At 70.9% G+C, this 14,216-nt stretch carries 13 protein-coding genes; 4 read left to right on the plus strand and 9 right to left on the minus strand.

Features of this window, described 5'->3' with window-relative positions:
* Positions 1–27: 27 nt before the first annotated feature.
* Positions 28–834 carry a lysophospholipid acyltransferase family protein gene (locus ACIBK0_RS11695; RefSeq protein ID WP_399078243.1) on the minus strand — a complete coding sequence of 269 codons (807 nt, stop codon included), beginning with the start codon at positions 832–834 and terminating at the stop codon, positions 28–30.
* Positions 835–1,004: 170 nt separating this feature from the next.
* Here ACIBK0_RS11695 and ACIBK0_RS11700 point away from each other — a divergent pair, with 170 nt between their 5' ends.
* Entirely contained in the window at positions 1,005–1,814 is an 810-nt protein-coding gene (locus tag ACIBK0_RS11700) for an alpha/beta hydrolase (protein ID WP_399078245.1), read from the plus strand.
* Positions 1,807–2,442 carry a hypothetical protein gene (locus tag ACIBK0_RS11705; RefSeq protein ID WP_399078247.1) on the plus strand — a complete coding sequence of 212 codons (636 nt, stop codon included), beginning with the start codon at positions 1,807–1,809 and terminating at the stop codon, positions 2,440–2,442. Before ACIBK0_RS11700 ends, ACIBK0_RS11705 begins: the two co-directional genes overlap by 8 nt.
* A gap of 7 nt (positions 2,443–2,449) precedes the next feature.
* On the opposite strand, the gene ACIBK0_RS11710 is transcribed toward ACIBK0_RS11705, so the two are convergent.
* The 6 genes from ACIBK0_RS11710 to ACIBK0_RS11735 all read right to left on the minus strand — a co-directional run bounded on the left by ACIBK0_RS11710 (position 2,450) and on the right by ACIBK0_RS11735 (position 8,087).
* A complete protein-coding gene (locus tag ACIBK0_RS11710; RefSeq protein ID WP_399078249.1) occupies positions 2,450–3,214 on the minus strand; it encodes an endonuclease/exonuclease/phosphatase family protein in 765 nt (254 codons plus the stop codon).
* A 288-nt stretch (positions 3,215–3,502) separates the two neighbouring features.
* Entirely contained in the window at positions 3,503–4,456 is a 954-nt protein-coding gene (locus ACIBK0_RS11715; RefSeq protein ID WP_399078251.1) for an ROK family glucokinase, read from the minus strand.
* Positions 4,457–4,510: 54 nt separating this feature from the next.
* Positions 4,511–4,996, minus strand: coding sequence for a DUF5304 domain-containing protein (locus ACIBK0_RS11720; protein ID WP_399078253.1), 486 nt, complete (start codon positions 4,994–4,996; stop codon positions 4,511–4,513).
* Between the two features lie 92 nt (positions 4,997–5,088).
* Positions 5,089–6,258 carry an ArsA family ATPase gene (locus ACIBK0_RS11725; RefSeq protein ID WP_399078256.1) on the minus strand — a complete coding sequence of 390 codons (1,170 nt, stop codon included), beginning with the start codon at positions 6,256–6,258 and terminating at the stop codon, positions 5,089–5,091.
* Between the two features lie 402 nt (positions 6,259–6,660).
* Entirely contained in the window at positions 6,661–7,107 is a 447-nt protein-coding gene (locus tag ACIBK0_RS11730; protein ID WP_399078258.1) for an SRPBCC family protein, read from the minus strand.
* Positions 7,108–7,289: 182 nt separating this feature from the next.
* Positions 7,290–8,087, minus strand: a complete 798-nt coding sequence (locus ACIBK0_RS11735; protein ID WP_399078260.1) for a metallophosphoesterase — start codon at positions 8,085–8,087, stop codon at positions 7,290–7,292.
* Positions 8,088–8,383: 296 nt separating this feature from the next.
* Here ACIBK0_RS11735 and ACIBK0_RS11740 point away from each other — a divergent pair, with 296 nt between their 5' ends.
* A complete protein-coding gene (locus ACIBK0_RS11740; protein ID WP_399078262.1) occupies positions 8,384–10,180 on the plus strand; it encodes an AMP-dependent synthetase/ligase in 1,797 nt (598 codons plus the stop codon).
* A gap of 166 nt (positions 10,181–10,346) precedes the next feature.
* On the opposite strand, the gene ACIBK0_RS11745 is transcribed toward ACIBK0_RS11740, so the two are convergent.
* The gene (locus ACIBK0_RS11745) at positions 10,347–11,489 is read right to left on the minus strand and encodes a glycosyltransferase family 4 protein (protein WP_399078264.1); all 1,143 of its coding nucleotides are present in this window, start codon (positions 11,487–11,489) and stop codon (positions 10,347–10,349) included.
* A gap of 144 nt (positions 11,490–11,633) precedes the next feature.
* Here ACIBK0_RS11745 and ACIBK0_RS11750 point away from each other — a divergent pair, with 144 nt between their 5' ends.
* Positions 11,634–12,875 carry a glycosyltransferase 87 family protein gene (locus ACIBK0_RS11750; RefSeq protein ID WP_399078266.1) on the plus strand — a complete coding sequence of 414 codons (1,242 nt, stop codon included), beginning with the start codon at positions 11,634–11,636 and terminating at the stop codon, positions 12,873–12,875.
* Here the strand turns inward: ACIBK0_RS11750 and ACIBK0_RS11755 are convergent.
* Positions 12,836–14,146 carry an MATE family efflux transporter gene (locus tag ACIBK0_RS11755; RefSeq protein WP_399078268.1) on the minus strand — a complete coding sequence of 437 codons (1,311 nt, stop codon included), beginning with the start codon at positions 14,144–14,146 and terminating at the stop codon, positions 12,836–12,838. The genes ACIBK0_RS11750 and ACIBK0_RS11755 overlap by 40 nt on opposite strands.
* Between the last annotated feature and the right edge of the window lie 70 nt (positions 14,147–14,216).

Consider the following 14,216-nt stretch of genomic DNA (forward strand, 5'->3'; position numbering starts at 1 on the left):
CACTCCCGCACGTCCTGACGGACGCGTCTAGGAGCCGGACCGTTCCCTGTCCGCCCGCTCCGTTTCCCTGGCGGCCTGCTTCTCGGCCTGTTCCTTGGCCGCTTGCTTCTCGGCTTGCGCGAGGGCGGCCTTCGCCGCCTTCTCGGCGTCCTTCTCGGCCTTCGCCGCCTCCGCGATCTGCCGCTTGGCGGCCGTCGCGTACATGTCGACGTACTCCTGGCCGGAGAGCTTCATGATTTCGTACATGACCTCGTCGGTCACCGCGCGGAGCACGAAACGGTCGTGCTCCATGCCGCTGTACCGGCTGAAGTCCAGCGGCTTGCCGATGCGGATGCCCGGGCGCATCAGCTTGGGCATCACCTTGCCCGGCGGCTGGATCTTCTCGGTGTCGATCATCGCGACCGGGATGACGGGCGCGCCGGTGGCGAGCGCCACGCGCGCGAGACCGCCGGGCTTTCCTCGGTAGAGGCGGCCGTCGGGCGAGCGCGTGCCCTCCGGGTAGATACCGAACAGCTCACCGCGCTCGATGACGTCGACACCGCTCTTGACGGCCGCCTCGCCCGCGCCGCGAGCGCCGGAGCGGTCCACGGGGAGCTGGCCGACGCCCTTGAAGAAGGCGGCGGTCATCCGGCCCTTGATGCCGGGCGTCGTGAAGTACTCGGCCTTCGCGATGAAGGTCACCTTGCGGTCGAGGACCGCGGGCAGAAAGAACGAATCCGAGAACGACAGGTGATTGCTCGCCAGGATGGCGGGGCCCTCGGCGGGAATGTTCTCGAGGCCTTCCACCCAGGGTCTGAAGGCAAGCTTCAGTGGCCCTCCGATGGAAAACTTCATTGCGCCGTAGATCAACCGAGTGCCTCCTGTGTCGTCGGTCAGACCTTAACCCGGAGCACTGTCAAAGGACCCGACGACCCTGGTCGGTGTCAGTGCGGTCGCGTACGGTGAAGTACGCCTCGAAGCCTCGGGGGTTCCGTTTCGCCCGCCTCTATGACAGGAGACCGAAGGTGCCGGTCCTTCCTGGAGCCGAGCCGTTCCGCCGCGAGGGCGGAGAGGTCGGCGTCCTTCTCTGCCACGGCTTCACCGGCTGCCCGCAGTCGCTGCGGCCCTGGGCGGAGTATCTGGCCGAGCGCGGCCTGACCGTCACGCTGCCGCTGTTGCCGGGGCACGGGACGCGCTGGGAGGACATGCAGCTCACCGGCTGGCAGGACTGGTACGCGGAGGTGGACCGGGAGCTGCGCGCGCTGCGGGACCGGTGTGCTCAGGTGTTCGTCTTCGGCCTCTCCCTGGGCGCCGCGCTGACGCTGCGCCTCGCGGCCAAGCACGGTGACGAGATCAGCGGCATCGTGGTCGTCAACCCGCTGAACAGGGTGCACGGGCTGTCGGCGCACGCCCTCCCCGTGCTCCGGCACTTCGTTCCGTCCGTGAAGGGCATCCTGAGCGACATCGCCAAGGAGGGCTCGCAGGAACTCGGGTACGACCGGGTGCCGCTGCACGCCGCGCACTCGATGCGGAATTTCTGCCAGATCGTCGACACCGAGCTGCCGCAGGTCACCCAGCCGATAGTGCTGCTGCACAGCCCCCAGGACCACGTCGTGTCCCCCGCCGACTCGGCGCGCATCCTCGGCCGGGTGTCGTCCACGGACGTGACGGAGATCCTGCTGGAACAGAGCTACCACGTCGCGACGTTGGACCACGACGCGGACCGGATCTTCGAGGAGAGCTACGCGTTCATCGCCCGGCTCGCGCCCAGTGTCGGCGAGGAGTCCGACGCGGGTCAGGTGGGTCAGCAGGAAGGGACGGCCACCGGTGGCTGAGCACGACGCGGAACGCGGCGATTCCGAGGAGAAGGGCGTGCCCCTCGACGGGCCTCTCGGTGAGCCCCTCGGCGAGGAGCAGAGCGTGCCCTTCGACGAGGACGCCGCGTGGCAGGCGATCGTCGCCGGGTACGGCGAGGAGCCGCCGGACCCGCCCGGCGCGAAACCGTTCAAGTCGATCGAGGACCTGGCGCTCCTGGACCCGGAGACGAACGACGGCGACACGAGCGACACAGAGTCCGAAACCGGGTCCGGGTCCGGGGACAAGCCCTCCGCGGCCCAGCCCCTCGGCAGCTCGGTCGCCTTCGCACCCGGTGTCGGCGGCCCGCGCGACTACAAGGCGCCCGAGCCCGCAGACGACGACTTCGACGAGGACGACGAGGGCCACTTCGTACCGCCCGAGCCACCCCCGCTGCCCACCGCCGACACCACCGCCAAGTTCGCCTGGCTCGGGGTCATCGGCGGCCCCGTCCTGCTCCTGCTGGCCGTACTCCTCGGCTGGGACATGACCTGGTGGCTCACCACCCTCGGCATCGGCGGCTTCCTCGGCGGCTTCGCCACCCTGGTGATGCGCATGAAGACCGACGACGAGGAGGACGACGATCCCGGACGGGGTGCGGTGGTCTGATCCCGCCTCAGGACGCGGGCACTCTGAGGGCGGCCAGTACGGGCAAGTGGTCCGTGGCCGCCCTCAGGTCTGCCTCCGTCACACCGGGGAGACCCAGCGGTACCCCGCAGCCCAGGACCTCCACGCCCTCCGTGGCGAAGATCGCGTCGATGCGCTGGTGAGGGTCGGTGGAGGTGGAAGTCTGCTCGCCATCCCAGGGGCGGGCCGCCCAGGCGTCCTGAAGGGCGCCGGCCAGGCGTTTGAAGGTGGGACCGTCCGGGCGTTCGTTGAGGTCACCGCCCGCGACGGCGTGTGGGGTGTCGAGGCCTGCGAGGCGGTCGAGGAGCATGCCGCCCTGCTCGTACCGCTCGTCCTTCTGGAGCGAGAGATGGCAGCTCAGGACGCCGAGCCGGGCGCCGCCGAACCGTACGACGGCGGTGGCGAAGCCACGGCGGTGCAGACCGGGCGTGAGGGGGAGCAGTACATCCTCGGTGCGCTCGACGGTCGCCCGGAGGGAGCACAGGAGCGCGGGTCCGGACGCCGGGGCGCCGCCGGAGAGGATCATCTGACCGGACGCCGCCGCGAGCCGGGCCAATTTCTTGCGCCAGCGGAAGAAACGCGGGGCTTCCTGGATGAGGACCAGGTCGGGTGCGCAGGCACTGATCACCCGCGCGAGCGCGGCGGTGTCATCGCGCATCGACCGAATGTTGTAACTGAGCACGCGAATGACGGCCGAACCGTCGGCTTCGGTACGGGAGTTGGGCAGCGGACTGGCTGAGGGGCTCGTCGGCATGGCGATCAAGATACGACAGCCGGAAGGACCGCACACGGGGCGACCCGCAGCCGCCCCGGCACGGAAGGGGCCGTGCCGGTACATCGATGCCCGTATCCGGACGGATTCCCGGCAGACGGCTCCCTGAGAAGCCTCGGCCGATCCGGTCGGATACGGGCGGATGTACCGGCACGGCCCCGACCACGACGAACGGCAGGCGCCGCTCACCGGCGGAAACCCGCCCGGCAAGACACGGCACCCGGCACGGCGGACGCCGCCGTGCCGGGTGCCGTACCGCCTACCGGCAGGTCACATGATCGGGTCGGGCTCCCGGGCCAGGTCGGCGGCGCCGACCAGGCCTGCCTTGTTGCCCAGCTGGGCCGCGATGACGTCCGCCACCGGGCGCCAGTTGCCGCCCACCAGCCAGCGCTTGTACGACTTACGGATCGGATCGAGGACCAGCTCGCCCTCGTCGGAGAGGCCGCCGCCGACGATGAAGGCGGACGGGTCGAAGAGCGAGGCCAGGTCGGCGAGGCCGGCGCCGGCCCAGCGGGCCAGCTCGCGGTAGGAGTCCACCGCCACCGGGTCGCCCTGGCGGGCGGCGACCGAGATGTGCTTGCCCTCGATGCCGTCGGGGGTGCCGTTGCCCAGCGCGAGCAGGATCTCCGCGCTCTCCGGGGTCGCGTTGGCGCGCTGCTTGGCGTAGCGGACGAGGGCGCGCCCGGAGGCGTACTGCTCCCAGCAGCCCTGCGAGCCGCAGCCGCACAGCAGCCCGTCCGGCACCATGCGGATGTGGCCGAACTCGGCGGCCACGCCGAAGTGCCCGCGGCGCAGCTTGTTGCCGATGATGATGCCGCCGCCGAGGCCCGTGCCCAGGGTGATGCAGATGACGTTCCGGTGGCCCTTGCCCGCGCCGAACTTGTACTCGCCCCACGCCGCCGCGTTCGCGTCGTTCTCGACGACGACCGGCAGCCCCACACGCGCCTCGACCTCGGCCTTGAGCGGCTCCTGTCGCCAGTCGATGTTCGGCGCGAAGTAGACCGTCGAGCGCTGGCGGTTCACGTATCCGGCTGCACCGATGCCCACGCCGACGATGTCGTGGCCTGCGCGCGCACCCTCGACAGCAGCGGCGATGGCGTCCACGATGGCCTGCGGCGTGGTGGGGGTCGGCACCTTGTGCGTCGAGAGGATGTTGCCTTCCTCGTCGACCACACCGGCCGCGATCTTCGTGCCGCCGATATCGACGCCGATGGTGAGTCCCATGAATCCCTCAGTTTCGGTCGAGCCCCGCTACGGCCAACCGTACCCGAGGGGCCCTCAGTCCAAGTCGATGTGTTCCCCTGGACCGGTCCCCTCGTCGCGGGGGCCGCTGTCCCGGCTCGTCCAGCGTCGCTCCTGCGCTTCGACGGCCGAGCGATAGGCGGCGAGCAGCTCGGAGCCGGCGGCCGCGAGGTGGTCGAACACATCAGGGTTGCGCTCGATCACCGGCTCCACGGCGGCCTTGGCCTGCTGCACGACCTGGTTGACCATTTGCTGGGCCGTGCCGGAGGCGACCGCGCCGAAGAGCGGCGAGTTCAGCCCGGACAGCTTGTCGGCGACGGCGTCGACGAGCTTGCGCAGTTCCTCGGCGGCCGAGCCCGGCGGTGTGCCGTGCTCGGCGCGGCGGCGGGCCTTCTCCGCCGCGAGGTCCTCGGCACAGGCCTTCGCCCAGGCGTCGGCGTCGGTCGCACGCGCCTCTTCGGCACGCACCTCGTCGCCCGCTTCCTCCTGAGCGGCGTCGGATGTGGGGCGCTCTTCGCTCATGGCGGACTCCTGCCTACGGTTCGTGCCTTCGACGTTACCCGAACGGGGGTACACCGTTCACCGTGTCCGCCCCTGTGGAGGGGGCGGCCCGGTCATCTTGTACGCGGCCACAGATCCGGATCCGGCGCGAAGCGGACCCGGAGCTCGCCCTCGCGCAGCGCGGCGCCGGCCACGGTGCAGCGGCGCAGGGCCGAGGGGAGCGGAACGATGCGGCGGAACTGCCCCGCCGTGACCACGAGTTCGTCGCCGCGCCGGATGAGGTCCAGTTCCTCGCGTATCGCGCCGGGCAGCGGGATGTGCCACACGAGTACGCCGTCGTCGGCCAGCTGGTCGACGACGGGCCACTCGACCGGGGGCGGCGCCTGGTTGACCCCGGGCACGGGAAGCGCGGCGAGATCGTGGACACCCCGCGGGTCGTGGCCGAGGTGCGGGACCTCGTGGAGTGCGTACGTCTCCTGCCACTCGTCCAGTGCCTTGCGCTGCTGGGCGGCGAGGGCCGCCAGCCAGGTGTCGTTCGTGGCGCCCGGCAGGACACGGCTCGCGACCAGTGCGTCGACGGACAGGCCGCGCAGGGCGAGGCCGGTGGTGGCGGTGCGTACCGCGTCGGTGCCGGCCGGGCCCGGCTCGGCGACCAGTCGTACGGTCGTGGCGCGGTCCTCGACCACCGCCTCCACCGCGGCCAACTCGATGTCCCAGCGGGCCGCCGTCTCGTACAGCCACTCCGCGGGCATCGGGACGCCCGCGAGCCGGCCGAGCACGGGGCGCAGGGCGCGGGCAGCCTGGCGCTCCGGCGGAAGCAGGCGGCGAAGGTAGCGGCGGAGTTCCTCGGGGAGGGCGAGGAGGGCGAGGGCCTGGGGCGCCGGGGGGAGATCCACGATCAGGAGGTCGTACCGCTCCGACATGGCCGCGTCGCGCAGGGCGCGGAGCAGAGCGAGTTCCTCGGCGCCGGGCAGGGGGGTGACCTCCTCGGCGTCCAGGCGGGAGGCGCCGAGCAGGTCCAGGGCGGTCTGCGCGCGCTGTTGGAAGGCGGTGAGGTCCTCACGGAAGCGGGCCGCCGCGTCGGGGCGCCAGGCGGTGAGGCCCGGCGCCGCCTCCACGGGGGTCGCGCCCGTGGGCACGCCGAGGGCGGCACCGAGGGTGTCCGTGCGGTCGGCGCCGAGCACCAGGGTTCGGGTGCCCTCGCGGGCTGCCTTCAGCGCGGTGGCCGCGGCGACCGTCGTACGGCCGGTGCCGCCTTGGCCTGTGATCAGGATGGTGCGCATGGGGGTGAACGGTACCTGTGCGGGCGAGGCGCCTTGGCGGGGCCGGGGTGCACTGCCACTGACAGGCGTGTTTCGCCCCGCCTGCCCCTGCCCTCCGCCAAGCTCTCGGCCTCGCTCGAGCAGGGGGACCCCCGTCGTCCCCGGGGGTTCCGCCACCAGCCCCCTATCGGCCCAACGGCCTCGTCCTTCAACGCCGGACGGGCCAAGAGCCTGTGTCACATCCCCGGCCGGATCAGCGCATGTCGTCCGGTGCGTGCGAGCACGCAAGGCGCCGGAGCGTCCTCGATGGGGGTCCCCCGCGCGAGCGCAGGCGAGCGTGGGGGAGGAGCTACGGCGTTTCGGCAGCCCCGGCGAGCGTGCGTGCCGGACGGCGGGCGCCCCTCCGGGGATGTGACACAGGCTCTAAGAAGCCTCTCCCGACTCCACGCGCTTCTTCAGGCCCGCCAGTGCCCGGTCGATGATGACCTTCTCGGCCTTGCGCTTGATCATGCCGAGCATGGGGATCTTTACGTCGACGGTCAGCTGGTAGGTGACCTCGGTGGCGCCGGCGCCCGCGGGCTTCAGGATGTACGAGCCGTCCAGGGAGCGGAGCATCTGGGACTTGACCAGGGTCCAGGAGACCTCGTGGTCGCCGGTCCAGGTGTAGCCGAGGGTCTGGTCGTCCTTGATGGCGCCGGCGTCCATGACGAGGCGCACCTGCTCGGCGCGGCCCTGCCCGTCGGTGGCGAGTACCTCCGCCTCCTTCACCTCGCCGGTCCAGTCCGGGTAGCGGGCGAAGTCCGCGATCACCGCCATGACGTCAGCCGGTGCCGCCTCGATCGTGATGCTCGAGCTGGTGTGTTCCGCCATCGCCGTGGCTCCTCCAGATGCGGTCCGGTGAGGGAGGGTGGTGCGCACGTGTGTGCAGCGTGAAGGCTACCGCGCACCGAACGGGGTGCCGTCACCGCGTCCGGACCGGGACCGACTTGGCGTCCGGCCCGAGCGCGAGCCGGGACCGACCTGGCGTCCGGCCCGGGCGCGAGCCGGGACCGTCACCACTCCAGCGCCCACGGTCTTCCCGACCCCGCGAAGTGCCCCACGTTCACACACTCCGTCGCCCCGATCCGCATCCTGTGTGCCAACGGCTGGTGGACATGGCCGAAGAGTGAGTACCGGGGGCGCGTGCGACGGATCGCGTCCAGAAGGGCGCGGGACCCGCGCTCGAAGCGGCGCGCCACGGTGTCGTACATCAGCTCCGGCACCTCCGGCGGGATGTGCGTGCACAGCACGTCGACCTCGCCGACCGCCTCGATCTTGGCCGCGTACTCCTCGTCACCGATCTCGTACGGCGTCCGCATGGGGGTCCTGAGGCCGCCGCCCACGAAGCCGAAGACCCAGCCGCCGATCTCCACGCGCTCGCCGTCGAGCACGGTCGTGCCCGGGCCGGCGTACTCGTGCCACAGGGTCGGCATGTCGACATTGCCGTAGGTCGCGTACGTCGGCGTCGGGAACGCGGCGAACATCTCGGCGTACTGCTTGCGCACCGCCTTCTCGATGGTCGCGGCCCGGTCCGTGCCGATGCCGGACCAGAGCCGGGCTCCGAACTCGCGGGCTTCCGCGAAGCGGCGGGCGGTGCGCAGCTCGACGATGCGGTCCGCGTTCTGCTCGCCGAACAGGTCCGGGAAGATGCCGCGCGAGTGGTCGGCGTAGTCGAGGAAGAGGACCAGGTCACCGAGGCAGATCAGGGCATCCGCGCCGTCGCCTGCTCTGGCCAGGTCCCGGGCGTTGCCGTGCACGTCACTGACCACATGAATGCGCGTCCTCGGGTTACCGACCGGTGTGGGTGCCATGGCGATCAAGCGTAGGCCTGTGGGGCAAACGTGAACAGAGGCGGTCGGACCTGCGGTTACTGGCCAGTCAGTAAAAGGGTGGACTACTGTGCGCGAAGGAACGCCAACCTGTGTGACGCAGGGAACATCTCGCCGGGACCCCCTATCGAAACAGCCGTACCGGTGGGTAACGTCCGGGCAGTCCAGTCGTACTCAGGATTTCAACAAGTGATCTCTTGAGTACCTGCCCGAGCCTTGGACCGCACCGTCGCATCACACAAAGTCGTGGCGCCGGCGCCCTATGAGGAGCAGCAGTCTTGCGCGAGTTCAGCCTTCCGGCTTTGTACGAGGTCCCTGCCGACGGCAATCTGACCGACATCGTCCGTAGAAACGCCGCGCAGCATCCCGACGTAGCCGTCATCGCCCGCAAGGTGGGCGGCACTTGGACGGATGTCACCGCCACCACCTTCCTCGCCGAGGTGCGAGACGCAGCCAAGGGCCTGATCGCCTCCGGCGTCCAGCCGGGCGACCGGGTGGGCCTGATGTCCCGTACCCGCTACGAGTGGACGCTGCTCGACTTCGCGATCTGGAGCGCGGGCGCGATCACCGTGCCGGTGTACGAGACCAGCTCGCCCGAGCAGGTGCAGTGGATCCTCGGCGACTCGGGCGCGACCGCCTGCATCGTCGAGCTGGACACGCACACGGCCACCGTGGAGTCGGTGCGCGACCGGCTGCCCGCCCTCAAGCACGTCTGGCAGATCGAGGCCGGCGGCCTGGAGGAGCTGGGACGCCTCGGCAAGGACGTCAGCGACGCCACCGTCGAGGAGCGCAGTTCGCTCGCAAAGGCCGACGACCCGGCGACCATCGTCTACACGAGCGGCACGACCGGCCGGCCCAAGGGCTGTGTCCTCACCCACCGCGCCTTCTTCGCGGAGTGCGGCAACATCGTGGAGCGGCTGCGCCCGCTCTTCCGCACGGGCGAGTGTTCCGTCCTGCTCTTCCTGCCGCTCGCGCACGTCTTCGGGCGCCTCGTGCAGGTCGCGCCCATGATGGCGCCGATCAAGCTGGGCTGTGTCCCGGACATCAAGAACCTCACCGACGAGCTGGCCGCGTTCCGGCCGACGCTGATCCTCGGTGTGCCGCGCGTCTTCGAGAAGGTCTACAACTCGGCGCGCGCCAAGGCGCAGGCGGACGGCAAGGGCAAGATCTTCGACAAGGCGGCGGACACGGCGATCGCGTACAGCCGCGCCCTGGACACCCCCTCCGGCCCGTCGCTCGGTCTGAAGATCAAGTACAAGACCTTCGACAAGCTCGTCTACAGCAAACTGCGCGCGGTACTGGGCGGTCGCGGCGAGTACGCGATCTCCGGCGGCGCCCCGCTCGGCGAGCGGCTCGGCCACTTCTTCCGTGGCATCGGCTTCACCGTCCTGGAGGGCTACGGCCTGACGGAGTCCTGCGCGGCCACCGCCTTCAACCCCTGGGACCGTACGAAGATCGGCACGGTCGGCCAGCCGCTGCCCGGTTCCGTGATCCGCATCGCGGACGACGGCGAGGTGCTGCTGCACGGCGAGCACCTGTTCCAGGGGTACTGGAACAACGAGGCCGCGACCGCCGAGGCCCTCGCCGACGGCTGGTTCCACACCGGTGACATCGGCACCCTCGACGAGGACGGCTACCTCCGCATCACCGGCCGCAAGAAGGAGATCATCGTCACCGCGGGCGGCAAGAACGTCGCCCCGGCCGTGATCGAGGACCGCATCCGCGCGCACGCGCTGGTCGCGGAGTGCATGGTGGTCGGCGACGGGCGCCCGTTCGTCGGCGCGCTGGTCACCGTCGACGAGGAGTTCCTGGGCCGCTGGGCCGAGGAGCACGGGAAGCCGGCCGGCTCGACCGCGGTGTCGCTGCGCGAGGACGCGGATCTGGTCGCCGCGATCCAGGACGCGATCGACGACGGCAACGCGGCGGTGTCCAAGGCGGAGTCGGTGCGCAAGTTCCGCATCCTCGCGTCCCAGTTCACCGAGGAGTCGGGGCACCTCACGCCGTCGCTGAAGCTCAAGCGCAATGTGGTGGCCAAGGACTACGCCGACGAGATCGAGGCGATTTATCGGGGCTGATGCCCCAGCGGCCGCGCTCCCGCCGTGGGGGCGCGGGTGTTCCCGCGCCCTCCCGGCCGTGCGTGGTTGCTCGCGCAGTTCCCCGCGCCCCTGAAGGGGCGCGGGGAACTGCGTTTTCAGCCGATGACAACCCGCCGGAAGCCCGGAAGCCGCACCCCACCAGGCGTTACAGCAGCTCCTTCAACCGCTCCGCCAGCAGGTCCCAGCGCCACTTCTCCTCGACCCACTCGCGCCCCCGCTCCCCCATCCGGCGACGCAACTCCGAGTCGCCGAGAAGGGTGATGATGCGCTCGGCCGACTCGTCGGGCGATCCGCCGCGTACGACCCAGCCGGTCTCACCGTCGAGGACGGCGTCCGGCGCGCCGCCCGAATCTCCGGCGACGACGGGCAGCCCGGTGGCGGACGCCTCCAGATACACGATGCCGAGCCCCTCCACGTCGAGGCCGCCCCGACGCGTCCGGCAGGGCATGGCGAAGACGTCTCCGGCGCCGTAGTGCGCGGGCAGCTCCGACCAGGGCACCGCTCCGGTGAAACGGACGGACTGGACGACCCCGGTGTCGTACGCGAGCTTGCGCAGGTCTCTCTCGTACGGGCCGCCGCCGACGATCAGCAGCACCGCGTCCGGCTCCTTGGCCAGGATGCGCGGCATGGCGAGGATCAAGGTGTCCTGGCCCTTGCGCGGGACCAGGCGGGAGACGCAGACCACCACGGGGCGGTCCGTCAGACCCAGGCGGGCGCGGATCACGTCGCCGCCGGAGCCGGGGTGGAAGGTCTGCTCGTCGACGCCGGGCGGCAGCTGGACCATGCGGGATGCGGCCTCGGAGGTCAGCGCGGAGGCGATCCGCGAGCGCGTGTACTCCCCGAGGTAGGTGATCGTGTCCGTGGACTCGCCGATGCGGCGCAACAGCCCGCGCGCGGCCGGGAGCTGCGCCCAGCCGGCCTCATGTCCGTGCGTGGTCGCCACGAGCCGCCGCGCGCCCGCCCGGCGCAGCGCGGGCGCCATCAGACCGAGCGGTGCCGCCGCTCCGAACCACACCGACGTACAGCCGTGTTCGCGGAGCAGCCTCACAGCACGCCGGGTGGCGCCCGGGGTCGGCAGCAGCATCGTCGTGCGGTCCCGTACGACGGTGAAGGGCTGCTCGGCGTCGAAGGCCGCAGTCGCCTCGGCGCCCTCACGGCCACGCTTCCACGTGGAGGCGTGGACGACGAGCTGTTCGGGGTCCAGGCGCAGCGCCATGTTGTGCAGGAACGCCTGGATGCCGCCGGGGCGGGGTGGGAAGTCGTTCGTCACGATCAGGGTCTTGTGCATCGTGTTCGACACTATCGAAACCTATACTCACAGGTCCGCACGGCCGCGCTTGATGGCTCGCACACAGGGCGGCGCGCCATCATGACTCCGCAGAAACATGGCAGCGAAGCACATGAATCCGGGACGGACAAGGGCCAGGTGGGCATGACGGGGGCAAGGGGGGCGAGGTTCCCGTTCGGGCTGCTCGCGCTCATCGGAACCTGGGGCCTGACCAGGCTGGTGCTGCTGCTCTTCGTGTACAAGGTCCACGTCTTCCCCGGCCCGGACGTCACGAGCGACGTCTCCGTGATCTACCAGGGCTGGTACGAGGTCCTGCGGCACGGCACCTTCCCGCTCGACGACGTCACCTGGCAGTATCCGCCGGCCGCCGCGCTCCCGATCCTCTCCCCCGCCCTACTGCCCTTCCTCGACTACGCGCATGCCTTCTACCTGCTGGCCTTCCTCGCCGACTTCGTGGTGTTCGGGCTGCTCCAGTACGCGGGCCTGCGCCCCGGAAAGACGCTGCGCGGCGCCTGGGTGTGGGTGATCGGCGTACCGCTGCTCGGGCCGACCGCGTACGCCCGCTACGACGTGATGGTGACGGCCGTAGCGGTCGCGGCGCTGCTCGCGGGGGCCCGCCGTCCGCGGGTGATGGGTGCGCTGGTGGGCTTCGGCGCGATGCTGAAGGTGTGGCCGGTGCTGCTGCTCGTCGGGGCCGTCCGGCGCCGCGCGTGGGCCGCGGCGGCGGTGACCGCCGGAGGGATCGCGGTGCTGTTCGCCTTGGCGATGCCCGGCGCCTTCTCCTTCCTGACCTTCCAGCGCAACCGTGGCACCGAGGTGGAGTCGCTCGGCTCCCTCGTCTTCCACGTGGCCCGGCAGCACGGGTGGAACGGTCAGGTGCTGCTCAATTACGGCTCCGTGGAGTTCCTCGGGCCGTACGTCGACGTGGTGAGCACGGTGGCCCTGGTGCTCACCGCGGTCGCCCTCGGCTGGCTGATGTTGTGGCGGCTGTGCGCCAAGCGGTTCCTGTCGCACACACTCGCCGACGCCGCGTTCGTGGGCGTGCTGATGTTCACGACCACCAGCCGGGTCATCAGCCCGCAGTACATGGTCTGGCTGGTCGGGCTCGCGGCGGTCTGCCTGTGCTTCCGCGGCAGCCGGATGACCCTGCCCGTCGTTGTGGTGCTGGCCGCGTGCTTCGTGACCGTCCTGGAGTTCCCGATCTGGTTCTCGCACGTCGTCTCCAGCGACTCCCTCGGCGTCACTCTGCTCTTCGCGCGCAACGGTCTGCTGGTGATCGCCACGCTGCTCGCCGCCCTGCAGCTGTGGCGGGACACGATCTCCGAACCGGCCACGGCACTCTCTTCTCAGGCCGCGCACACGAAGGAGCGCCTGACGTCCTCGTGACGCCTGGCCCACATGAGGAGCGCGGCGCACTGCACCGTCATGGACAGCGCCAGCGCGAGGCAGATCCCGGGCAGCCCGAGCCCCGACAGGGCAAGGGCGAGCGGGAGCTGAACCGCCGTACCGACCACGGTCACCCGGAGCAGCAGCGACGCTCCCCCGCTCCCCTCGAAGACGCCGCCGAGCGCGATGAAGCAGGCCATCAGCAGCAGGTAGGGCCCGACGCAGCGCAGGAACAGCACGCCCTCGTGCGCGACCCCTGGTCCGGCGCCGAAGGCGCGCATGATCCAGTGGGCGAGGAGAGCGAGCACTGAGGCGGCCAGCACGCCGACCGTCCCGGAGACGAGCACGGCCTGCCGCCCGATGGCGCCCCGTTCGTCCCCGCCGGCGCCCCGCGTGTGCGCGGTGTGGATCGAGGCGGCCTGCCGCACCGAGTAGAACGCCATGGTCGCGACGTACATGACCTTGTACGCGATGGAGTACGCGGCCACGGCCGTCACCCCGAGCCGGGCCACGATCGCGACCAGGACCAGCGCCCCGCCCTGCCGCACGGTGAAGTCCGCGGACATCGGCAGCCCGGTCCTGAGGGTCCGGCGCAGCGCCGCTCGGATGGCCTCCGAGGGCGGGACGGCCGCCGCCTGTCGCAGCAGCGCGTTCCTGCGCAGCGCGCGCAGACCCATGGCGAGAGCCACACAGCGGCACAGCACCGTGGAGGCCGCGGCGCCCTCGACGCCGTACGCGTGGATGAGCAGCGGGTCGAGCCCGAGGATCAGGCCGTTGGCCAGCAGGGCGAGGCGCATCGGCGTGCGGGTGTCGCCGGTGCCCTTCAGGATCCCGTCGACGAGGTTTTGCGCGAAGAAGACGGCGATGCCCGGCAGGGAGATCGCGAAGTAGGCGACGGCGAGCGACAGCGCGCGCCCCTCGCCGCCCAGCACGAGCCGGGCCAGCGGCTCCCGCAACAGATACCCGCCCACCGCGACCACCGGCGTGACCGCGGCGCACAGCGCCCATCCTCCGCGTACGGCCGCCCGGACCGCCCCGGGATCCCGTGCGCCCCTGGCGTGCGAGATCAGGACGGTTGCCCCGGAGGCGAAGACCAGGGCGACGCCGAGGAGCACGTTCTCGGTGTTGGTCGCGACGGCGACGGCTGCCACGGCGGCTCCGCCGAGCCGGGAGACCCAGACGGTGTTGATGATCCCGGCGGCGACGGAGGCGAGCAGGGAGAAGTAGACGGGGTGGGCGAGAGATATGAGCTGCTTTCGGTGGGCGTTCACGCATGACTCCCTCGGCACATGTTCACGACTGCCTCGATGCAGGCTGCCTCGATACGGATTACCTCGATGC

This window comes from Streptomyces sp. NPDC050564, from assembly GCF_044457265.1.
Lineage (GTDB): Bacteria > Actinomycetota > Actinomycetes > Streptomycetales > Streptomycetaceae > Streptomyces.